18 protein-coding genes and 1 tRNA gene are annotated in these 21,091 nt (G+C 59.2%); 11 read left to right on the forward strand and 8 right to left on the reverse strand.

From position 1 onward, the window contains the following. Both DWA01_RS23080 and DWA01_RS22915 read left to right on the forward strand, forming a co-directional pair. The coding region (locus DWA01_RS23080; RefSeq protein WP_200832515.1) for a hypothetical protein at positions 1-965 on the forward strand (965 nt) is incomplete at its 5' end. A gap of 369 nt (positions 966-1,334) precedes the next feature. After that, positions 1,335-2,069 (forward strand): hypothetical protein, encoded by a 735-nt coding sequence (locus tag DWA01_RS22915; protein ID WP_235008444.1) that lies wholly within the window; start codon positions 1,335-1,337, stop codon positions 2,067-2,069. 413 nt (positions 2,070-2,482) lie between these two features. Here DWA01_RS22915 and DWA01_RS06660 read toward each other — a convergent pair. Continuing rightward, a tRNA-Thr gene (locus tag DWA01_RS06660) sits at positions 2,483-2,558 on the reverse strand. Positions 2,559-3,080: 522 nt separating this feature from the next. Continuing rightward, positions 3,081-4,745: an ABC transporter permease gene (locus tag DWA01_RS06675; RefSeq protein ID WP_114285069.1), complete on the reverse strand. Its 1,665-nt coding sequence runs from the start codon at positions 4,743-4,745 to the stop codon at positions 3,081-3,083. 86 nt (positions 4,746-4,831) lie between these two features. Here DWA01_RS06675 and DWA01_RS06680 point away from each other — a divergent pair, with 86 nt between their 5' ends. After that, positions 4,832-5,740 (forward strand): hypothetical protein, encoded by a 909-nt coding sequence (locus DWA01_RS06680; RefSeq protein ID WP_114285070.1) that lies wholly within the window; start codon positions 4,832-4,834, stop codon positions 5,738-5,740. Positions 5,741-5,864: 124 nt separating this feature from the next. Here the strand turns inward: DWA01_RS06680 and DWA01_RS06685 are convergent, their stop codons facing one another. Both DWA01_RS06685 and DWA01_RS06690 read right to left on the reverse strand, forming a co-directional pair. Further along, positions 5,865-6,422 (reverse strand): hypothetical protein, encoded by a 558-nt coding sequence (locus tag DWA01_RS06685; RefSeq protein WP_114285071.1) that lies wholly within the window; start codon positions 6,420-6,422, stop codon positions 5,865-5,867. Between the two features lie 306 nt (positions 6,423-6,728). Next, positions 6,729-7,001, reverse strand: coding sequence for a DUF2312 domain-containing protein (locus DWA01_RS06690; protein WP_114285072.1), 273 nt, complete (start codon positions 6,999-7,001; stop codon positions 6,729-6,731). Between the two features lie 128 nt (positions 7,002-7,129). Here DWA01_RS06690 and DWA01_RS06695 point away from each other — a divergent pair, with 128 nt between their 5' ends. Continuing rightward, positions 7,130-7,345 (forward strand): hypothetical protein, encoded by a 216-nt coding sequence (locus DWA01_RS06695; RefSeq protein WP_114285073.1) that lies wholly within the window; start codon positions 7,130-7,132, stop codon positions 7,343-7,345. Positions 7,346-7,453: 108 nt separating this feature from the next. Here the strand turns inward: DWA01_RS06695 and DWA01_RS06700 are convergent, their stop codons facing one another. Next, complete coding sequence (locus tag DWA01_RS06700) at positions 7,454-7,672, reverse strand: hypothetical protein (protein WP_114285074.1); 219 nt, start codon at positions 7,670-7,672, stop codon at positions 7,454-7,456. 105 nt (positions 7,673-7,777) lie between these two features. Continuing rightward, positions 7,778-9,862 carry an enoyl-CoA hydratase-related protein gene (locus DWA01_RS06705; protein WP_160115970.1) on the reverse strand — a complete coding sequence of 695 codons (2,085 nt, stop codon included), beginning with the start codon at positions 9,860-9,862 and terminating at the stop codon, positions 7,778-7,780. A gap of 250 nt (positions 9,863-10,112) precedes the next feature. Here DWA01_RS06705 and trpC point away from each other — a divergent pair, with 250 nt between their 5' ends. From trpC to lexA, 4 genes are all read left to right on the forward strand, one after another. Next, positions 10,113-10,919, forward strand: coding sequence for an indole-3-glycerol phosphate synthase TrpC (gene trpC, locus DWA01_RS06710; RefSeq protein WP_114285084.1), 807 nt, complete (start codon positions 10,113-10,115; stop codon positions 10,917-10,919). Continuing rightward, a complete protein-coding gene (gene moaC / locus DWA01_RS06715; protein WP_114285076.1) occupies positions 10,919-11,395 on the forward strand; it encodes a cyclic pyranopterin monophosphate synthase MoaC in 477 nt (158 codons plus the stop codon). The genes trpC and moaC overlap by 1 nt, the downstream gene beginning before the upstream one ends. 37 nt (positions 11,396-11,432) lie before the next feature. Further along, positions 11,433-12,605, forward strand: coding sequence for a molybdopterin molybdotransferase MoeA (locus DWA01_RS06720; RefSeq protein WP_114285077.1), 1,173 nt, complete (start codon positions 11,433-11,435; stop codon positions 12,603-12,605). Between the two features lie 135 nt (positions 12,606-12,740). Beyond that, the gene (gene lexA, locus DWA01_RS06725; protein WP_114285078.1) at positions 12,741-13,436 is read left to right on the forward strand and encodes a transcriptional repressor LexA; all 696 of its coding nucleotides are present in this window, start codon (positions 12,741-12,743) and stop codon (positions 13,434-13,436) included. A gap of 367 nt (positions 13,437-13,803) precedes the next feature. On the opposite strand, the gene DWA01_RS06730 is transcribed toward lexA, so the two are convergent. Beyond that, complete coding sequence (locus tag DWA01_RS06730) at positions 13,804-15,879, reverse strand: ComEC/Rec2 family competence protein (RefSeq protein ID WP_473206059.1); 2,076 nt, start codon at positions 15,877-15,879, stop codon at positions 13,804-13,806. A gap of 86 nt (positions 15,880-15,965) precedes the next feature. On the opposite strand from DWA01_RS06730, the gene gltX reads away from it, so the two are divergent. From gltX to DWA01_RS06745, 3 genes are all read left to right on the forward strand, one after another. After that, positions 15,966-17,384, forward strand: a complete 1,419-nt coding sequence (gene gltX / locus DWA01_RS06735) for a glutamate--tRNA ligase (RefSeq protein ID WP_114285080.1) — start codon at positions 15,966-15,968, stop codon at positions 17,382-17,384. Between the two features lie 62 nt (positions 17,385-17,446). After that, positions 17,447-18,742 carry a citrate synthase gene (gltA, locus tag DWA01_RS06740; RefSeq protein ID WP_114285081.1) on the forward strand — a complete coding sequence of 432 codons (1,296 nt, stop codon included), beginning with the start codon at positions 17,447-17,449 and terminating at the stop codon, positions 18,740-18,742. 327 nt (positions 18,743-19,069) lie between these two features. Beyond that, entirely contained in the window at positions 19,070-20,080 is a 1,011-nt protein-coding gene (locus DWA01_RS06745; protein WP_114285082.1) for a calcium-binding protein, read from the forward strand. A gap of 86 nt (positions 20,081-20,166) precedes the next feature. Here DWA01_RS06745 and DWA01_RS06750 read toward each other — a convergent pair whose 3' ends face one another. Then, positions 20,167-20,943, reverse strand: a complete 777-nt coding sequence (locus DWA01_RS06750) for an enoyl-CoA hydratase-related protein (protein WP_114285083.1) — start codon at positions 20,941-20,943, stop codon at positions 20,167-20,169. Positions 20,944-21,091: the final 148 nt, after the last annotated feature.

Below are 21,091 nucleotides of genomic sequence, written 5' to 3' on the forward strand. Positions count from 1 at the left end.
GAGCCACCTCAGATGCCATTAGCGGTGATATTGAAAAATCGACCGAGCTAAAGGGGCTAATTTCGGACATCGAAACCAGACTATCAACCTTTGGACAAGAAGCGGCACGCATTGAACAAAGAATTGCTCATCATGAAGAAACAATCGAAACTGCATCGAATGTTATAGCGATAGCTTTTCCGGATACTGTAGCAACCGAGCAGCACTTGGTGAAACGCTTGAGCAATTTGGCCCTTCGGATATCGACCATAAATGAGATATTACCGCGCATCGATATTGCTGCAAGAAATGCATCACTTCAGGTCTCTTTGTCAGATGTCGAAAACCGCAAGTTGAATGACAAAGAGGCAGAGAGGAAGTTGTCGCTCGCAGAACAAAAAGAATCTGATTGCAAGAAATTATACGACGCTGTGAAGAAGGCTGCCAACGACGCTTTCAATCAGAGACTTGACCGTGTTCTACCTCTCATAACTGAGCTTTACTCCAGGCTACGACCACACCCCAATTTTCAGAAAATCGATTACAAGATCCGGGGAGAACTACGAGGACTTCTTAGCTTTAGTGTGGGCGAAAACATCAATCCACAGTTTATTTATTCTAGCGGTCAAAGACGTGCCACCGGCCTGGCATTCTTGGTTTCAGTAAATCTATCTATGGCTTGGAGTAGATGGTCGTCGCTTCTGTTGGATGATCCCGTCCAACATATTGACGATTTTCGGAGCGTTCACTTGGCAGAATTGCTCGGTCAGCTAATCAGAGAGAAGAGGCAAATAATTTGCGCAGTCGAAGATTCTGCTCTGGCTGATCTTCTGTGCCGAAAGATGCCAATCATGAAAATAGGAGGAGCTAAACGTGTGACATTGGGAGTGAATGAAATTGGGCAGATTGAAGCGGTAAGAAAGCAGGATTTGTTTCCAATGCCCAAAAATGTGCTCCAAAGCGAGGAGCCCGATATCGCAGTTTAGTGCGCCTTCGAATATTAAATACTCGGACTTTATTTCTCAATTTATTGGCCACCAATCTGCCTCAAATTATTACCACATTGAGACGGACGCTATCGTTGTCTCCAACCTAATGCCGATCAAAACGCAAACGACTGGTTTGTACATGTTGCAAGGCGAAAGCTCGACCGTGAGCCGAAACTACTCCCGCTAAGTTAGCTTTCTCTCACGAGTTGTTGACATTGGCAGGAAACAACCACATGAATGCAATAGGTTGAGCCCCTGACGTGTCACCAAGTCAAAGCGCTCACGAGAAATCCAATTTCGCCTGCATTCAATCCAATGCGGCCCAGACTTAAATGGTGACAGTGGGTTCGCAGCGTGGATTTTGACATGCACCTATCTCTCGCAACAGCAGACCTATCCTATCTAAAGATGTACCTTCGCGAGGCGTTGCCAAGCGTTTCAGCTTCAAGTCGCCTTGAAGCAGCAGCACGCGGATTCGGTTTCAACACCTACAGCGGCTTCCGGACGGCATTATCCGAAGGTCCAAATCGCTTGCATGTTCTTTCAGCAGGTTTTCTCGGACACCTGAAAGAGCGTCCATTCGACGAGGACCAACGCTTATTTCCCCGCATCGTGCTACGCGCAAAGTTACGTCAGACGCTGGAAGCTGCCCCCCAACTGACAATGCATGGATTTGGTGTCCCTCCGAGACGATTCAGCGACTCGCGTTCCATAAATGAAATCCGGAAGCAGTCCCGGGCCGAGTTTTTCCATGATCGATCTTGTGATGAGTTGGAATTGGCGCTGCTGCTTCTTCAGCGCTGTAACAAAATTAAAACTTTAAACCGTAAGATCGGGTCATATAGTCTGAAACATCGCGCGGAAAATATCTCGCGCATGTACGATATAAGGACTGATTTGGGGAACTATGTATCAAACGGAGCCTTTATCGCTGCTGCTATGATTGACGGCTTTACGGTCAAACAGATTGAATATGGCAACCTAAATGGATACCTGAACATTTCATCCAAATCCTTGAAACCGTTTCAAAGACCGACAACTCGAGAGACGATTGCGCAGTGCTTATTCGGTCAATCTGAACTGATTGAAACGACTATTTGAAACTTGCCGAAGCGGTCGCCCGTTCTTGGATGCCATTGACCAACGAAATGCCCTTGGATCCCGCGACTTAAGTCTTTGATATATATAAAATGTACCAACGTCCGCCTTTTGGCTGCTACATCGCTGCATCTGAAGGCGGGCTGAAAGGTTGAATAGAGCCGCAACCTAACTGCTTAGAACGGCGCTGTTGGGCTACCTAAGAAAAATACACTTGACCTGAGAACAGGTATTTCATCTTGGCGATAGATTGTGTTTCAAATTGGAGGTCGCACAGTAACCGCTCGGAACCGCGCGTGACAAATGTACCACATCACGACTCTATCTCTACTGCTTCCGCCATGCTTCCACGAGATAACAGGAGACAAAACCAATACTCTGCGCAAAGCACAACTCATTGATTTTATGATGATAAATGGTGCCCCCACACGGACTCGAACCGCGGACCTACTGATTACAAATCAGTTGCTCTACCAGCTGAGCTATAGGGGCACTAAGGGTCACTTACCTGGTCCGGTGGTGAGGCGCAAGAGGGTCCGGCACAAGAATCCGACCTGATCTTCACTTTTTTCATCACAGGCCAGAAATTGGGTCACAGGACGACCATCAGACCCGGACCATTCACACTCCGCAAGCAGCGTGCTCAGCCGGCTTGCGGGCTTAAAATGCGCACTTGCATCCCACATCCTTTGGCGCAAAAGACCCTTCTCCCCTGGCGGCCCTTCCATATGTCAGAGCGCGGTATGCGTGCACAACTGGTCACCGCGTTTGTACGTCAGTGCCGGGCAGCTGACCCCACCGGCGCAGGGTCGCCTGCGTCGCCATTCCGGCAATGTTTGCAACCGGATCGAAACTGCCACTTTCGGGACGCAGATCGCCGGGTGCGAGCGTCAGAAGCAGCTGCGGGGCCTGGCCAGGCTGGGTTATCGACGGGCAGGAAGGACCTTCACCAGACAACCAAACCGGCGCGGTTACGCTTCAGACGCGCCGCCGGACAGGGCGCGTGCCTCCGGGTCACTCAGCGGATGGACGGCTTTCAGAGCGTGCCATAAGGCCCACTGCAATCAGACCAACAGAAATCACCAGGATCGCCGCCGGTGCCGCCTGGCCAATTTGTTCCAGTCCGGCTTTCTCAAACACCCGTGTGGCCAGCGTGTCGTAGTTAAAGGGGCGCAGCAGCAGCGTTGCGGGCAATTCTTTGACACTGTCGACAAAGACCAGCAGCAGCGCAGTGCCGACGGATCCGCGCATAATCGGCACGTAGATCCTGCGCAGGGTGCCACCCGCCGTTTTCCCCAGTGAGCGCGCCGCCATCGGCAGGCTGGGTGCCACCCGCCCCATTGCCGCGTCAGCTGCGCCCTGGGCAATGGCGAAAAACCGCACCGTATAGGCCAGGACAATCGCAAAAGCGGATCCGGTCATCAACAGACCAGGGTCAACGCCGAACAGCGCCTCGATCGCGTCGGCAATTATATTGTCCAGCGCCGCCAGTGGGATCAGAATACCTATACCAAGCACCGCGCCAGGGGCGGCATAACCCAGCGTTGTGACCGGCAGCAACACTCTGGGCAACCTGCGCCCGGTCAGGCGCACCCCGTAAACCATGAAGATCGCAGCACAAACGGTGACAATCGCCGCCAACCCTGCCACGGTCAACGTGTTCAGCAGCGCTTCAAGCAGCGCCGGGTCGGCCCATTGCCGCGCATTTTTCACCGCGTGATAGCCGATCACCCCGACCGGCAGCACAAAACCAAATGCAAACGGAACCAGGCACAGCGCGGTGGCCAGCCAGCCGGTCCAGCCGGTGAGCGTCATCGGAACCACTTTGCGCTGCTGACGGGTATTGCCATGGAAACGCGCGCGGCCGCGGGACAGTTTCTCCAGCCCCACCAGCAACCCGACCACAAGAAGCACCACACCGGCAATCTGCGCCGCTCCGCCGGCATTGTTCAGCTCCAGCCAGACGGTGAAAATCCCGGTGGTCAGCGTCTGCACCGCAAAATAGGACACGGTGCCAAAATCGCTGACGGTTTCCATCATCACAATCGCCACACCCGCCGCGATGGCCGGGCGGGCCATCGGCAAGCCCACCCGCCAGAACCGTGCGAAAGGTCCGGCGCCCAGCGCGCGTGCCACCTCATAGATACTGCCGGATTGCTCGCGAAACGCCGCGCGCGCCATCAGAAAGACGTAGGGCGACAGCGCCGCAGACAGCACCAGGATGGCAGAGCCCAGCGAGCGGATTTCAGGGAACCAGTAATCGCGCGAGGTCTGCCAGCCAAATACCTGCCGCAGAGTGGTCTGCACCGGCCCGGCATATTCCAGAAAATCCACCAGCGCATAAGCGCCGACATAGGCCGGGATCGCCAGCGGCAACAACAGCAGCCATTGCAACATGCGCGAGAACGGGAAACGGTACATCACCACCAGCCAGGCGGCACCGGTGCCCATCGCCGCCGACAGGACCGCCACCGACACGGCCAGCACTGCGGTGGTACGCAGATAACGTGGCAATGTGGTGCTGAGCAGATGCGGCCAGATATTATCCACCGGGTTCAGCGCAATCCACAGCACCGCCAACAGCGGCGCCAGCACCAGTACCGCAATTGCAAAAGCACCCACAGACCAGGGGTTCATGCGCGTGCGCCGCGCGGCAGTATGAGGCTTTTTATCAATCATTCCCCTGCCCCTCTAAACAATCCCTGTTTCGCTGTCCACAATTGCGCGTATACGAGCTGGCATTGAAAGGCTAACTTGTTCAACAGATGATTATTTCTGTCCATACCGGTGCCCATGCAACCCACAGTCACCTGCTGTTGCGCGCCCTGTTGCGCAACAAAGCGCTGCTGGCGGCGCAGGGTGTGGAGGTGCCGGGTCCTGGCCGCTACCGCCAGATATTGCCGGAAGTGGTGTCCCGCCTGCGCGGCGCCCGTGCCAGCGCGGACAGCTGCGAGATGCTGGTTGATATGCTGAGCGACCAGGACGAGGCCACGCGCATCGTCTTGTCTTACGAAAACATCCTCGCGGACGGGGCCAATATCTTTCGTAAAGGCGGCTTTTATGCCAATGCGCCGGCACGGCTGCGCGCGCTGCGCAATGTGTTTCCTCAGGCACAGGTGGAATTCCACATCAGTCTGCGCGAGCCAGGGCACTGGTTGCAGGCGCTGAGCCAGGTCCTCTCTGAAGCTGACGGGCTGCAGTATGACAGCCTGCTGGCGGGAAATGACCCGGCGCAGATCAGTTGGGCGGCGCTGATCACCGCGATAAAAAGCGCGCTGCCGGATACTGAGCTGACCGTCTGGTGCGCCGAAGATGCGCCCCTTATCTGTCCCGCAATTCTGCAGCGCATCGCCGGCCTGACAGAGGGTCCGAATAAGGGGCTGATTGAAGGGCAGACGCTTGCCGGCAGTCTTGATATCATCGCCGGACAGCTAAACCCCGAAGGCCTGCGCCGTCTGCGGCTCTGGCTGGCGCAAAACCCACCCACAAGCGAGAGCGAGCGCCGCCAGGTGCTGCGCGCCTTTCTGGACAAATACGCCCACCCGGAGACACCAGCACCCCAAACCACCCTGCCCGGCTGGGATCCGGCGCTGCAACAGCAGTTGCGCGACAACTATCAGCGCGACCAGCAAACCATCGCTGCCATGGATGGCGTGACCTTCCTGACGGCCTGAGCGCGGTGGCAAATTCCACCTAAAAAAGTAACCGGCACAGGACCACAAAACGCTTTGAATATCCCGCCATCTGTAGCCGGAAACTTTCTCGAGCGACCAAAGTCGCAAGCTGCCCCCTAGCTCGTTACCTTCTGACGAAGCGAATAATCGCGATCAAAAACATAGGTAACAAAAAGGCGTAACTAGTGAACACAAACGAAATAACAACTTCCGTCCACAAGCCGGGCTGAATTACATACCTGCCACCGCCAAGCCGCATTGCCGATGAGAACGGAATCACCCAAATCAGTAAGAAAAGAAAAATACCCCCCGTGATCATCCCTAAATTTCGCCACTGCGCCTGATGAAGGTAATGGAAGTCGGCCTTATCCAAAGGATGCGCCAGAGTTTCAAACGTTCCTCGCCACAACCTCCCCCCAAAAAGCGCCAGAAATACAACAAAATACAAATTGCTCAGCACCAGAGCGGTAATATAAATGTTTCTGTATCTGCCGGCTTCTGCGACCCCAAATAGATGAGCGAATTTTTGATATTCTGTTTCAATTTTTGGCAGCGTACCGGCAATCCAGTCGTAATTTACAAATGGCAACTGCCCCACGAAATCTTGAATCAGGATCGGCAAGAAAAGCAAGCTACCTGTCACAATCATGTCCAACTTTTCGAGTGGTTTATATGTGGTCACAAATTTTTGCCGCCTTGAGAAAATTTAGTGAAATCAGCGTTTACAAGCATCACATAGAGGCACTCTGCCCGCACCTGCATGCATCATCATTTAAAACAGCGCGTCAACAGAGTTAGGTATGAGGAGGAAGTTTTCAGGCCGCGACCTATTCCAAACGCTCCCCTTTTCACCTGGCTTCGGGGCAGTACGGAATGTCCAGCTCCATTGCTCTTTGCAGCGTAAACCCGGAAGACGCAGCCCATAAAAAAAGGCGCCCCGGCCGGTACAGCGGGACGCCTTTTCCTGAAATTCAGGCCGGTGCGCGGCTTACGCCATGCCCAGCGCTTCTTTGTACATTTCCAGCACCGCTTCTTCTTCAGCGATATCGTCCTTGTCGCGTTTGCGCAGAGCGATCACCTTGCGGATCACTTTCACGTCATAGCCGCGGCCCTTGGCTTCGGCCATCACTTCTTTCATCTGCTCCGCGATGTCTTTCTTTTCCTGATCCAGACGCTCATAGCGCTCGATAAACTGGCGCAGCTCAGCGGCTGTTATCCGGTAAGAGCTGTCGACGCCCTTTTGTTCTTCGTGTTCTTCCATCTCACATACCTCAGACTGACGTTTTTCATTTTCCTACCGCGCCGCCGGTCTCATCGCAAGGGCTTGCACCACACGCGCACAGCAGATAGGCGAAACCTGACCACCCGTAGCCCATTTAGGAGATAGCAATGGAGTTTCTGATCTGGCCTGGCGCCGCATTGTCCCTGACGGGTGTTTTTGGCCTTGTCTATTGCATTGTGCTGGCCACCCGCGCCAAACGTGCCGGCGGTACGGATGAGGAAATCCGCGCCAAACTGCAAAAAGTAGTGGCGCTCAACCTGGGATCGCTTCTGCTTTCGGCGCTCGGTCTGATGCTGGTGGTGGTCGGTATTTTCCTCGGCTGATCCTCCCGCCACGGAGTTACGGCACACCTCAGTGCAGACCCCAGCAAAGCGCAACGGCCGCCCTGCCCTTAATCCTCCCTGGTCAAATCCTGAAAATCGGATGAGTTGTCACCTCTTTAAAAAGGTCCCGGCAATCGCAACAAGCTGTGCTGCCTCCTCATTGCTGACAGCCCCGAGGATGGTTTCCAGCCGCGCCCAGGCCGGAACCGCTTCGGATCCGGTCACATCAGAGAGACTGAGACCCAGCGCATTCGCAAGATCAGCCAAAGTGAGGTCGTCGGGTATGCCCCCTCTGGCGTGCGACTGGTAGAAATAGCTGTCTTCCATGCCAATCGCGATTGAGATTTAGCACTTAAAGATATCGAGCTCCGCTCTGCGCGCCTCAAGCCGGTCCCACAGCGCGCGCGAAAACTCTTCTTTCGATCTTCGTCGTCATTTACTATTTCGCTGGTCGCTGCCTTCGGAACCAAAATGATAGCCGTTGGCGATCATATGGCCCAGCAGCGGCGAAGGTTCCCACAGATCCGGGGCTTCCAGGGCCAGATGGCGCAGCTCTTTTTGCAGCGCCGGCAGCCCCCAGTGATCTGCCGCCTGCATCGGGCCGCCTTTCCAGCGCGGAAAGCCCGGCATCACAACCGCAGCCAGATCAATGTCGCCGGCCCGGGTAACCGCGCCGCTTTCCAGCGCCCGCGCCCCCGCATTTATCATCGCCGCCAGACAGCGCCGCTGAATGTCACCCGCTGCAAAGTGCCGGACGGCAGTGTCGCCGCGCAGGGCCGCAATCACTGACAACGTGCCGGCATCCGAGGCGCCCGGCCTGTCCTCAGCCCAGAGATAAAAGCCGCGTCCGCTGCGCCGGCCCAGACGTCCCTGCACCCGCATCGCATCACACAGGGCGGTTGCATCAGCGCCATAGTGACGCCGCAGCCGTTGCGCCACGCGCTCAAGCCCTTCGGCATCCCGGGCCTGACACGGCCCCATGGCAAACCCAAATCCGCGCATTGCAGCGTCAACTTCTGTTGGCGTCGCCCCGGCCAGAAGCGTCAGATCCACCGCCCGGTGCAGCGCCGCTATAATCCGGTCCGCGATGCGTCCGCTGGCACCACTGCTTTCCAGCCCGGCACAGTTCAGCTTCAGCGCCGCCGCGTGACACAGCGCCACCGTGCGCGCATCATTGTGCCCGTCCAGGGCAAGTTCAACCACGCTCGGGGCCAACGGGTGAAAACCTGCGATGCGCCCGGGATGATCCCTTCCCTGACGCAGTTGGGTCAGGCTGAGATGGGCGGAACTGCTGGCCAGCACCACTTGCGCCGGCAAAGCAGCGTCCAGAGCCGCCAGCCTGTCACCGCCGTATCCAATTTCACCACCACCGTTGCCGTTGCCGTTGGCACCATTACCACTGGCAAATTCGACCACAAACCCCGCGTCTGCCAGCCCCGCGTAACCGGCCACCATGTTAAACCGCTCCAGCTGTTCTCTGATACCGTCTTCGCCCAGCGCCCCCCGTTCCAGCATGTCGTCAAACCGGGCGGCAAGGCGGCGCAGAAACACACTGCGCCGTGCCTCATCCGGTTCCGCCATCGAGATCCCGAGCCCATGCGCCAGCGCCCGCTGCACAAAGCGCACTGCACCTACGCCGCTGCCAGCCACTCCGACCCTTTGCACCTCCTGATCCTTGCCGTGGGACAGGTTGGACTGATGGGTGACCGATTCGGCCCAGGCCAGATGGGTCAGGGCCCGGTGCTGCGCCGAGTGGCAGCTGTCTTGCCAGGCAGCGGCCTCGCGCGCCAGCCCGGCTTCAAACGGCAAGACCAGCGCCGCTTCCACACAATCCAGGATCATCGCCGGCGCTTCCAGCCGCATGGCACTGACACCCTGGCGCCATTCTTTGACCACCGCGGCATAATGCGCGCCGTCGCGCAGATGGCGGCTGCGCTGGCGCGTGGGTCGAAAAGCGCGTTGCGCACTGGCCCAGGCAATCAGATCCTCTCCGTCACTGATGTGATCCACCAGCCCGATCCGGCGCGCCTGTTCCGCGCTGATGCTCTGGCCGCTCAGCATCAGATCAAGCGCCGGGCCGGCGCCGGTCAGCCGCGGCAGTCGCTGGGTGGCACCCCCACCGGGCACCTGGCCGCTGAGCACCTGATCCATGCCAAAACGCGCGCCTTTCAGCGCTACCCGGAAATGTGCCGCCAGCGCCAGTTCCAGTCCCGGCCCGGTCACCCGCCCCTGCAACGCAATCACCAATGGCCGGCGGCAGGATTCAAACCCCTGACACAGCGCGGCCAGATCGCGTTTTTCTGCACAATATTGCGGATGCCCGTCGCGCCGCGGGGCGGCAAAATTGCGCCCTTTGCTGCGCAGCAGGATAGCGCGGACCTGGCCGTCTTGCTGCACCGCCTCCAGCGCCTCAATCAGCGCCTGGCGCATGTCCGCGTCCCAGCCGGCGCCAAAAGGGCGCGCCAGATCCACGATGGCCAGCCCCGCCTGCTGCTCTATGGTCAGAAACTCATCCATGATCCTGGTGCCCCCTGCCAGCCTGCATTCCGGACCACACCCCGGTCCACGATAATAGCGCATGCGCCTTGCGCCACACTCAATACTGAAATCATTCGACTATTGTGCAGACAGAGTGGCCCCAAAGGCAAGACCCGGCAGCGCCGCCTGGCCGGAGATTCCTTTAAAGTTTCATGTTTTGCGGTGATTTAGCCGCCTCACCCCCATATCAAAACTTCCCTTCGCCGCGCCGGCGCGCTATCCCATGCTCATGAGCACAGTTCTAGACAAAATCAAAGCCTACAAACTTGACGAGGTCGCCGCCGCCAAAGCCGCGCGCCCGCTGAGCGAAGTTGAGGCCGCCGCCCGCGCCGCCAGCCCTGTCCGGGGCTTTGCAACGGCCCTGCAATCTGCCGCCCGAAGTGGCTACGGTCTGATCGCCGAAGTGAAAAAGGCCAGCCCCTCCAAAGGGCTGATCCGGGCCGATTTCAACCCGCCTTTGCTGGCGAAAGCCTATGAAGACGGCGGCGCAACCTGCCTCTCGGTGCTGACCGATACGCCGAGCTTTCAGGGCGCCCCGGAATTTCTGATCGCTGCGCGCGAGGCGACCGGCCTGCCGGCGCTGCGCAAAGATTTTATGTATGACACCTACCAGATCGCTGAGGCCCGGGCGTGGAACGCCGACTGCATCCTGATCATTATGGCCTCGGTCTCAGATACCCAGGCCCAGGAGTTGGAAGACGCCGCTTTTGGCTGGGGCATGGATGTGCTGATTGAAGTGCATGATGAAGCCGAACTGGAACGCGCCACGTCCCTGAAGTCGCCGCTGCTTGGGGTCAACAACCGCAATCTCAAAACCTTTGCGACCAGCCTTGATACCACGCGGCGCCTGTCGCGCCTCGCGCCCACTGACCGCACCCTGATCTGTGAAAGCGGCCTTTCAACCGCGCAGGACCTGGCCGATATGGCCGAATACGGTGCCCGCTGTTTCCTGATCGGCGAAAGCCTGATGCGCCAGGACGATGTCACGGCGGCCACCCGCTCGCTGCTGGCCAGTCCTCTGACCGGGGTGCTGTGATGGCGGGGCTCACTCATTTTGACGGCGAAGGCCACGCCCATATGGTGGATGTCTCAGACAAAGACTTCACCAGCCGCATCGCCGTCGCCGAAGCTTACGTGAAAATGCTGCCCGAAACGCTGGCCCATATCACCGGCGGCCACGCCAAAAAGGGCGATGTGATGGGGGTGGCGCGGCTCGCCGGCATCATGGGCGCCAAGAAATGCTCGGAACTGATCCCGCTCTGCCACCCGCTGCCGATCACAAAGGTCGCGGTCGACCTGACCCCGGACGAGACCCTGCCCGGGCTGCGCATTTCAGCCACGGTAAAAACCACTGGCCAGACCGGGGTGGAAATGGAAGCACTCACCGCCGCCTCCACCGCCGCGCTTACTGTCTATGACATGGTGAAAGCCGTGGAAAAAACCATGGAAATCGGCGGCTTGCGGGTGACGTTAAAAGACGGCGGCAAATCCGGACGTTTTGAGGCCGAATAGCCCGACGGCCGCGAGGTCCAGCAGAGAAAGCCAAATCATGATTTCCGTTTCTGAAGCGCTGGACCATATTTTTTCTCTTTGCACCCCACTGGATGCGGAAGACGTGCCGCTGCATCTCGCCGCGGGTCGCACGCTTGCACGGTCGGTCACGGCGCGGCGCAGCCAGCCGCCGTTTGCTGCTTCTGCCATGGATGGGTATGCAGTGAAGGAGGCTGAGGTCGCATCGGGCGCCAGCTTCACTGTTGTGGGCGAAGCCGCCGCCGGTCATGGCTGGCACGGCACGCTGAAAGCCGGCCAGGCCCTGCGCATATTCACCGGCGCGCCGCTGCCTGCGGGGGCCGACCGGGTGGTCATTCAGGAAGACGTCAGCCGTCAGGGCAACAACATCACCCTGAACGCAGATCTGGACCAGGCCACCTATGTGCGCCCCGCCGGTGCCGACTTCAGCCATGGCGACAGTTTTCCGGCACCAAAGATCCTCAGTGCCCAGGATGTGGCGCTCCTGGCCTCGATGAATATCGACCGGGTGCCGGTCAGCCGCAAACCCGTTGTGGCCATCATCGCCACCGGGGATGAGTTGGTGATGCCCGGCGAAACCCCGGGCCCGGACCAGATCATCGCCTCCAACAATTTCGGCCTGCAAGCCATGTGTCAGGCCGCCGGGGCAGACACCCGGCTGTTGCCGATCGCACGCGACAATGAGGCGTCCCTGCGCGCGGTGTTTGAACTCACTGCCGACGCCGACATTGTGGTCACCTCCGGCGGCGCCTCCGTCGGGGACCATGACCTTGTGGCACAGGTCGCGACCGACATGGGGCTTGAACGGCGGTTCTGGAAACTGGCAATGCGGCCGGGCAAACCTTTGATGGCGGGCCGTCTGGGCAACAGCATGATGATCGGCCTGCCCGGCAACCCGGTCAGCTCACTGGTCTGCGCCCGCATCTTTATTATCCCGGCAATCCGCCGTCTTCTGGGCCATGACGCCACCGCCGAAACGCCCTTGCAGGCGCCGCTCTCTGAGCCGGTGGCGGAAAACGGCGTCCGCGCCCATTACATGCGCGCCATCATCGACCCGCAGGGCATCCGCGCCCTGCCACGTCAGGACAGCGCCCTGCTCTCGGTGCTGTCACAGGCCAACGCGCTTCTGCTGCGCCCGCCCTTTGACGCCGCCCGCAAAGCAGGCGAGATGGTGCCCTACCTGCCGCTCTGATGCCACGCGGTACAGAACTTGCCAAAAGATGAAGCCTGTTTGACACAGATCAGGAACAGGGGTAGAACATAACCTGAACGATAAATCAGGACGCGTGGCGCATCAAGACGCCCGCCCGGCAATGAGGAAGCGCAGATGCTGACGCGAAAGCAATTGGAACTGCTGGAGTTTATTCAGAAACGGGTGCAGCGGGACGGCGTGCCCCCCAGCTTTGATGAGATGAAAGAAGCGCTCGACCTGCGCTCCAAATCTGGCATCCACCGGCTGATCACTGCACTGGAAGAGCGCGGCTTTATCCGCCGCCTGGCCCACCGCGCCCGCGCCATAGAAATCGTGAAACTACCGGAATCACTGGGTGGTGATCCCACGTCCGGCTTTAGCCCGCGGGTGATTGACGGTGGCCGCGCTGCGGGGGCTGGCAACACCACGCCCGTAGAAAAGATGCATGTGCAGGAACTGCAGGTGATGGGGCGTATCGCCGCCGGTGTGCCCATTGAGGCCATCCCCGACGGATCCTATAATATCGCCATTCCGGGCATGATGATGTCGGGGCGCGGCAGCCACTATGCACTGGAAGTCACCGGGGATTCCATGATCAACGCCGGCATCAACGACGGGGACATCGTGGTGATCCGCGAAACCAGTGCGGCCGAGAACGGCGATATTGTAGTGGCGATGGTCCAGGGTTATGAAACCACGCTGAAACGGTTCCGCCGCGAGGGTGGGATTATCACTCTGGAAGCCGCCAACCCCAGCCACCCGGACCGCAGTTTCCCTGAGGGCGAAGTCAAGGTCCAGGGCAAGCTGTCCGGCCTGATCCGCAGTTACTGAGCGGCCCGCGGCGCGGTGGCAGTGCAGGGCTGTTGCGCCGCCTCCGGCGGGGATATTGAAGCCAAAAAGAAACCCGCTGCGCCGTGCTCCGGTATCAAGCCGCTGTTTTCGTGGCGCACAGCCCCGGATCGCCGCCTCCGGGGTATTTTGTTACATCAGCGCACCTGGGTAGCGCAGCATGGTGCTGCGCCGGGGTACAACATCCGGATCTCCATTGCCGCCGCACCTGTCTGCCGTGCTCGTTTCACGGCGCCCGGACTTTGCCCTCATAATCAGCGGTCCTTCGCCTTCTGATGCCACTTCCGCACGGGCGTCCGGCCGGGGTGACGCAGTTAAGGCAATGTTCAGCGGGCAGTGAGCACCACACTCAGCCGCCAAACGGCCAGAAGGTAAAGCGCGTCCCGGGGCTGTTCCAGAGCCTGCGCCCGGCAACCTCGGACGCGCTGCGGATCTTGAGCCCGCCCCCTTCTGCCATCAGCGCCAGTGCGCCTGAGCGGCGGAACGCGTCGCGTGCCAGCACCTTGCAGGGCGCAGATCCCTCATAATCTGCAGCCAGAATCACCAGTGCCGCCCCGTCGCAGGCCGTCCCCACCCGCTCCACCGCGCCGCGCCCTGACAAGTGCACAACGCGACTACCGCCCAGATCAAACCACACCGCGCCTTTTTCGCGCACAAGACCCGCACGCAGTGCGGCGCCGGGCTGATCCACCGCATCCCCATCGTTTTCCAACCAGCTGCGCGCCACAAATCCCTGACCACGAGGTTTGGACAAGGCCCGCCCCTGCGGCGTCATAACTCCAACAAGCGCCCCGTCGCCGGAGATCAGCACCGCCGGGCGCCCGGCCCCGCTCCAGATCACAAATCCGGCCGCAATCAGCAGCACACCCGACCAGCGCAGGCGCCCCTGCACCAGAATGATGAACAAAGCCCCCAGCGCCAACAGCGGCAAAACACTGCCCGGCGGCGCCGAAACCTGGGTCACCGCCCCGTCCAGCGCTGAAACACGGGTCGCGACCGCCAGGATCCAGCGGATTGCCGGCTCCATCACCGCCAATCCGACATTGGCCAGCCCGAGTGGCGCCAGCACCGCCGCCAGAACCGCCGCCGGCATCACCACCGCGCCCATCAGGGGCACCGACAACAAGTTGGCGATCAGCCCGTAATCAGCGATCCGGTTGAAATGCGCCGCCGCCACCGGCGCGGTGGCCAGCCCTGCCACCAGCGAGGACAGAACCACCGCCAGTACCGGCCGGCTGAACCGGGGCAGACGAACGCGCGGCCAGTCCCGCGCGGCGGAAAACACCGCCACCAGTGCTGTGGTTGCGGCAAAAGACATCTGGAAGCCCGGCCCGGTCACCGCCTCGGGGCGCAGCAGAATCACAATCAGCGCCGCAATCGCCACCGCCCGCAGGCTGATGGCCCGGCGCTCACACAGCACCGCCACCAGCATCACGGCAACCATTACAAAGGCGCGCACCGTGGCAACATTGCCGCCCGAAAGCGCCAGATACATCGCCGCCGCCACCAGCGCACAGACAGCCGCCACTTTGCGCAGAGGCAGGCGCAACGCCAGCCAGGGGATCAGGGCCAGCAGAGCACGCACCGTGCCAAACACCACGCCCGTCAGCAGACCCAGATGCAGGCCCGAAATTGCCAGAAGATGTGACAGGTTGGCGCGGCGCAGATCCTCCTGGGTGGCCTGGCTGATGCCGGAACGGTCACCGGTCAGGATCGCGGCAGCAAAACCGCCGGCCTCCCCCGGCACAGCGGCACGCACCGCCAGTGAAATCCGACGGCGCAGGCGCTGTATCCACAATGCAGCGCCCTCAGGCACCGGCTCCAGCCGCAGCAGCGGTGTGCGGCTGTAGCCCACCGCGCCAAGGCCGCGAAACCAGGCCAGGCGCTGAAAATCAAAACCTCCGGGCTCAACCGGTCCTTCCGGGGGCGACAGGAAGGCGGTCATTGCCACCCGCATTCCGGGCACAGGGGATACACTGGCAGCAGTGATTTCAGGATCCGGGCTCAGGGACACCCGCACAAGCGCCGGGGTTTTGGCCGGCGCCACACGGTCAAGCCGCAGCCGGTCCAGCGTCAGCCGCACCCGGTCTGAGCGCGAGCGGTCAATCAGCACCACGCGGCCCTCGACAGCGCCGTAATAGCGAAACCCCAGCACCGGCTCTGCCAGCCACTGCGCCCGCAGCCCTGCCAGCACTATGCCGCAGATCAGGACCATAGCAGCCACAAAAAGTGGGCGCGCCAGCTCCGGCCCCTGGCTTGCAATCAGGGCCAGAATGACAACAATAGAGATCAATCCGAAGTAAGTTCCCGGGCCCGGTTCCTGCGGCAAGGCAAAGTAGATCCCGGCCCCGGCGCCGAGGCAGACGGGCAACCAGGGAAACAAATGGCCCTGCTGCGCGGTCCAGCGCGCATATAACCCTGGCAACAGGCGCACCTTGTGTCCTCACCAGTGATTGAATACATCAGAGTCCAAGCTTTCCACCCTATGGTTTCCAAAAGGTTAACACTCGCATGTCCGACAGACCCGTCGTCACCCGTATCGCGCCCTCTCCCACCGGTTTCATGCATATTGGCACCGCGCGCACCGCTCTGTTCAACTGGCTTTATGCCCGCGGCCGTGGCGGCAAATTCCTGCTGCGCATTGAGGACACTGACCGCGAGCGTTCCACCCCGGAGGCCACGGACGCAATCCTGGCCGGCATGCGCTGGCTTGGGCTGGACTGGGACGGTGATGCGGTCAGCCAGTTTGAACGCGCCCCCCGCCACGCCGAAGTGGCGCTGCAGATGCTGACCGCCGGTCACGCCTACAAGTGTTTCTCCACCCAGGACGAAATCCAGGCCTTTCGCGATGCGGCCCGGGCGGAAGGCAAATCGACGCTGTTTCATTCGCCCTGGCGCGACGCGGCACCCGGGACCCACCCGGATGCGCCTTATGTTGTCCGCATCAAAGCGCCGCGTGACGGCAAGACCATCATCCATGATGAGGTCCAGGGCGATGTTACCATCCGCAATGATCAGCTGGATGATATGGTTTGTCTGCGCTCTGACGGATCCCCGACCTATATGCTGGCGGTGGTTGTGGACGACCACGATATGGGCGTCACCCATGTGATCCGGGGCGACGACCACCTGAACAATGCTGCGCGCCAGATGACCATCTACCATGCGATGGGCTGGCCGGTGCCGGTCTACGCCCATATCCCGCTGATCCACGGTGCCGATGGTAAAAAACTGTCCAAGCGTCACGGCGCCACCGGAGTCGAAGAATACCTCGCCATGGGGTACCCGGCAGCGGGCATGCGCAACTATCTGACCCGGCTGGGCTGGTCCCATGGCAATGACGAATTTTTCACCGACGACCAGGCGCGCGACTGGTTCAACCTTGGTGGCATCGGCAAATCGCCCTCACGTTTTGATACCAAGAAGCTGGAAAATCTCTGCGGGCAGCATATTCCTTTGATGGAAGATGCTGACGTGCTGCGCCAGATCCAGGCTTATCTCGCAGCTGCAGCATTGCCCACTTTGGACGACGCGACGGCAGACGCATTGCTGTCCGCGATGTATTGCCTCAAGGATCGGGCAAAGACATTTGGTCAAATCGTTGAAAAAGCTCAATTTATACTGACGTCCCGGCCAATTGTGCCTGATGAGAAATCGGCAAAATCACTGGATGAAGTATCCCGTGGTATACTGAAACAATTGACGCCGCAGTTGCAAAATGTTAGCTGGTCCAGAGACACTCTGGAGGAAACAGTGGCCCGGCTTGCCGAGGTCCATGAGACCAAGCTGGGCAAACTTGCAGCACCGCTGCGCGCCGCGCTCGCTGGTCGATCGCCTTCCCCCAGTGTCTTTGATATGATGCTCGTCCTTGGGCGCGAAGAAACTCTCGCGCGCCTGGCTGATGTCAGCCAGGATACGGACCTGGACTGAGCCACACGCAATGCAGCGGACCGGCCCCATACGGGGGTCGGCCCCAAACCGAAGGAAAAGAAATGACAGACAGCCAAAAAACCGCGACTCTCAGCTATAACGGCGAAAACTATGAATTGCCGGTACATACTCCCACCGCGGGGCCTGATGTCATTGATATCCGTAAACTTTACAACCAGGCAGGTGTTTTCACCTTTGATCCGGGTTTCACGTCGACCGCCGCCTGTGAATCCGCAATCACCTATATTGACGGCGATAAAGGTGTGTTGCTGCACCGGGGTTATACCATCGGTGAACTGGCAGAAAAATCTCACTATCTCGAAGTTTGCTATCTGCTGATCTACGGCGAGTTGCCCTCCGCCACTCAGATCGAAGACTTTGAAAACCGCGTCACCAACCACACCATGCTGCACGAGCAGATGATGTATTTCTTCCGCGGCTTCCGTCGCGACGCGCATCCAATGGCGGTGATGACCGGTGTTGTTGGCGCCATGTCGGCGTTTTACCACGACAGTATCGACATTTCCGACCCCTGGCAGCGCGAAGTGGCAACCATCCGCCTGATCGCGAAAATGCCCACAATCGCAGCGATGGCCTATAAATACACCATCGGCCAGCCCTTTGTTTATCCGCGCAATGATCTCGACTACGCGTCAAACTTCCTGCGCATGTGTTTTGCTGTCCCGGCCGAAAACTACGAAGTGAACCCGATCCTGTCGCGCGCGATGGACCGGATCTTCACCCTGCACGCCGACCACGAGCAAAACGCCTCGACCTCAACCGTGCGCCTGGCTTCCAGCTCCGGCGCCAATCCCTTTGCCTGTATCGCTGCCGGCATCGCCTGTCTCTGGGGCCCGGCCCACGGCGGCGCCAACCAGGCCTGTCTGGAAATGCTGCAGGAAATCGGCACCGTCGACCGCATCCCGGAATATATCGCCCGCGCCAAGGACAAGAACGACCCGTTCCGTCTGATGGGTTTTGGCCACCGGGTTTACAAAAACTTCGATCCGCGCGCCACAGTGATGAAACAATCCGCGGATGAAGTGCTTGACCTGCTCGGGGTCGAAAACAACCCGATCCTGCAGGTGGCGAAAGAGCTGGAAAAAGCCGCGCTGGCCGACCCGTATTTCGCCGAGAAGAAACTGTTCCCGAATGTGGATTTCTATTCCGGCATCATTCTTGAGGCGATGGGCTTCCCGACCTCGATGTTCACCCCGATCTTTGCGCTGTCGCGCACTGTCGGCTGGATTTCCCAGTGGAAAGAAATGATCGAAGATCCGGCAATGAAAATTGGTCGCCCGCGTCAGCTTTATACTGGCGAAACGGCACGCGACTACGTGGATGTCGAAGACCGCTGAACGCTGAGGCGCCACACTTCCGACTGATCCAAAGGGGTGCCACATCGTGGCGCCCCTTTTTTTGCGCTGCAAACTGCAACTTGCACACGTGGCTGATTTCATGGTTAAAATTTCGAATGATTCGCGCTTTGCAGGCAGCGTGCGGGACTAACTCTCCCATAGGTATAAGGTTCTACACGCCAGAATAGCGCCTTATTCCGCCCCAATCCGCGTATTCTCTGCCAATTACCACACCCGCAGAAACAATTATGGCGGGAAAGTGGCTTTTCCTTTTCCCGCAATGCAAACCCTGACATGTTAACACCATATTAACTGTAGGATTTTGTCATGCTCGCACTGCTTTCCATTCTCGGTATTCTTTCAGGCTTTTTGATCGTCGACGTCATTAACGACGATTCCTCGGACGGAGATGCGGACCCAAAGCAACCCGTCGATCCCGTCGATCCCGTCGATCCCGTCGATCCCGTCGATCCCGTCGATAGGGAGCTGGCTTTCGCTGGTACACCCGAAGACGATGTTTTTTTCGGGACTGACGCCAATGAAGAAATCCGTGGCTTGGACGGCGTTGATAAATTGTATGGTGAAGGCGGTGATGACCTGATCTCCGGCGGCGGTGGGAACGATTATATTGATGGCTGGACAGGCAACGACGTTCTCCTCGGAGGAGAAGGAAAAGACCACTTACTCGGCTGGGACGGCAACGACACTCTGACCGGCGGCCCCGGCGATGACCTGCTTATGGGCGAAGCGGGCAATGATGTTCTGAACGGCTGGGCAGGCAATGACCTATTGACCGGAGATGACGGAAACGACGAACTCTATGGGAATGAAGGTGACGACGTCCTGTTCGGCGGCAACGGCGAAGACATCCTCAAAGGCGGCGATGGCAGTGATCTTCTGTTTGGCGTCACCCCGTATGCCGACGATCTTTCATATGGCGAGGCGGCTCAAATGTTGGACGGTGCCTCAGTCTACGACATCCCAAGCATCGAATTTTCCTATACAGACAATGACACCGGAGATGTTCTTGATGGCGGGGATGACAGTGATGCGCTGTTCCTCGGCAATGGCGACAGCGGCACCGGCGGTGAGGGGAACGACCTATTCGTTGTTGCGTCGTGGTTGAATGACGGAGAAGAAGCCACAATCGAAGATTATAGTGCTACGGACGACGTAGTGGCGGTAACTTATCCAATCGGTTCCACACCTCCTGTGCTTACTTTGGGCACCAATGGCGACGATGCTCTTCTCTATGCAGACGATAAGCTGGTCGCCGTAATTTCTGGTGCAGCCGGTGCTATTACCACAACTGAGATTCCAACGCTGCCGTTTGGTTGAACGCAACCTGAGCCACCGCACGACGTAAAAAAGGGCGCCCGTTGGGGTGCCCTTTTTCATTGCAATACATTCCGGATATTACCGGCCTACCGCCCTTCAAACCCGGCTTTGCGTTTTTCAAGGAAGGCCATCACGCCTTCCTGAAAATCGCGGGTCTGGCCCAACTGGCCCTGCTGATGGGCCTCCAGCGCCAGCTGTTCTTCCTCAGAATTCTGCCAGGCCGCACGCAGCGCTGTTTTCACTGCCCCATACGCCAGCGTCGGCCCCGTCGCCAGAGTGGTGGCGCGCGCCAACCAGTGGGCTTCAAATTCCGCTTCCGGCACTGCCTCCCAGATCATGCCCCAGTCGCTGGCCTGACGCGCGCTGATCGCTTCCGCAAACAACGCTGCCCCCATCGCCTTGGCCGCCCCCATCTGGCGCGGCAGCCAATAACTGCCCCCGGCATCCGGCATCAGCCCGATACGGGTGAACGCCTGCACAAACACCGCCGCCTCAGAGGCGATCACCACATCACAGGCCAACGCCAGGTTGGCCCCTGCCCCGGCCGCAGCCCCATTCACCGCCGCAATGGTGGGCACCGGGCTTTCCGCAATGGCGCGCAGCATCGGCTCATATTCGTCGCGCAACGTGCCTTCCAGATCGATGGCAGCGACACTGGCACTGTCACCCAGATCCTGACCGGAACAAAACGCCCGCCCGGCGCCGGTCAGTACAATCACCCGCGCCTCAGCCGAGGCCGTTTTCACCGCATCAGTGATCTCGGCTCGCATCTGTGCATTCAGCGCATTCATCTTCTCTTCGCGGTTCAGCAGAATGACCGCAATGCCCTCACTCAGATCATAGCGGATGGTTTCGTAATTCATCAAAATGCTCCCGGAAAAAAGCCCCTCTAAGGGCGCTCCCTCAAAATAAGCACGCCGGCGCTGATTGAAAGGGAAACGCCCCGTCAGCGCGTCATTTTTTCTGCCAGACACTCCTTTTCGAAACGGCAAGCCCCCGGGCCCATCCACC

The sequence above is a fragment of the Candidatus Halocynthiibacter alkanivorans genome, assembly GCF_003333265.1.
In the GTDB taxonomy this organism is placed as follows: Bacteria; Pseudomonadota; Alphaproteobacteria; order Rhodobacterales; family Rhodobacteraceae; genus Halocyntiibacter_A; species Halocyntiibacter_A alkanivorans.

Excerpts from the sequence above, each read along its gene's own strand:
- DWA01_RS06690 (WP_114285072.1), bottom strand. The coding sequence starts at position 7,001 with ATGGAAGAACACGAAGAACAAAAGGGCGTCGACAGCTCTTACCGGATA.
- gltX (WP_114285080.1), top strand. The coding sequence starts at position 15,966 with ATGTCCGACAGACCCGTCGTCACCCGTATCGCGCCCTCTCCCACCGGT.
- DWA01_RS06680 (WP_114285070.1), top strand. The coding sequence starts at position 4,832 with ATGATTATTTCTGTCCATACCGGTGCCCATGCAACCCACAGTCACCTG.
- DWA01_RS06750 (WP_114285083.1), bottom strand. The coding sequence starts at position 20,943 with ATGAATTACGAAACCATCCGCTATGATCTGAGTGAGGGCATTGCGGTC.
- DWA01_RS06695 (WP_114285073.1), top strand. The coding sequence starts at position 7,130 with ATGGAGTTTCTGATCTGGCCTGGCGCCGCATTGTCCCTGACGGGTGTT.
- trpC (WP_114285084.1), top strand. The coding sequence starts at position 10,113 with ATGAGCACAGTTCTAGACAAAATCAAAGCCTACAAACTTGACGAGGTC.
- DWA01_RS06700 (WP_114285074.1), bottom strand. The coding sequence starts at position 7,672 with ATGGAAGACAGCTATTTCTACCAGTCGCACGCCAGAGGGGGCATACCC.
- DWA01_RS06745 (WP_114285082.1), top strand. The coding sequence starts at position 19,070 with ATGCTCGCACTGCTTTCCATTCTCGGTATTCTTTCAGGCTTTTTGATC.
- moaC (WP_114285076.1), top strand. The coding sequence starts at position 10,919 with ATGGCGGGGCTCACTCATTTTGACGGCGAAGGCCACGCCCATATGGTG.
- gltA (WP_114285081.1), top strand. The coding sequence starts at position 17,447 with ATGACAGACAGCCAAAAAACCGCGACTCTCAGCTATAACGGCGAAAAC.
- DWA01_RS22915 (WP_235008444.1), top strand. The coding sequence starts at position 1,335 with ATGCACCTATCTCTCGCAACAGCAGACCTATCCTATCTAAAGATGTAC.
- DWA01_RS06705 (WP_160115970.1), bottom strand. The coding sequence starts at position 9,862 with ATGGATGAGTTTCTGACCATAGAGCAGCAGGCGGGGCTGGCCATCGTG.
- lexA (WP_114285078.1), top strand. The coding sequence starts at position 12,741 with ATGCTGACGCGAAAGCAATTGGAACTGCTGGAGTTTATTCAGAAACGG.
- DWA01_RS06720 (WP_114285077.1), top strand. The coding sequence starts at position 11,433 with ATGATTTCCGTTTCTGAAGCGCTGGACCATATTTTTTCTCTTTGCACC.
- DWA01_RS06675 (WP_114285069.1), bottom strand. The coding sequence starts at position 4,745 with ATGATTGATAAAAAGCCTCATACTGCCGCGCGGCGCACGCGCATGAAC.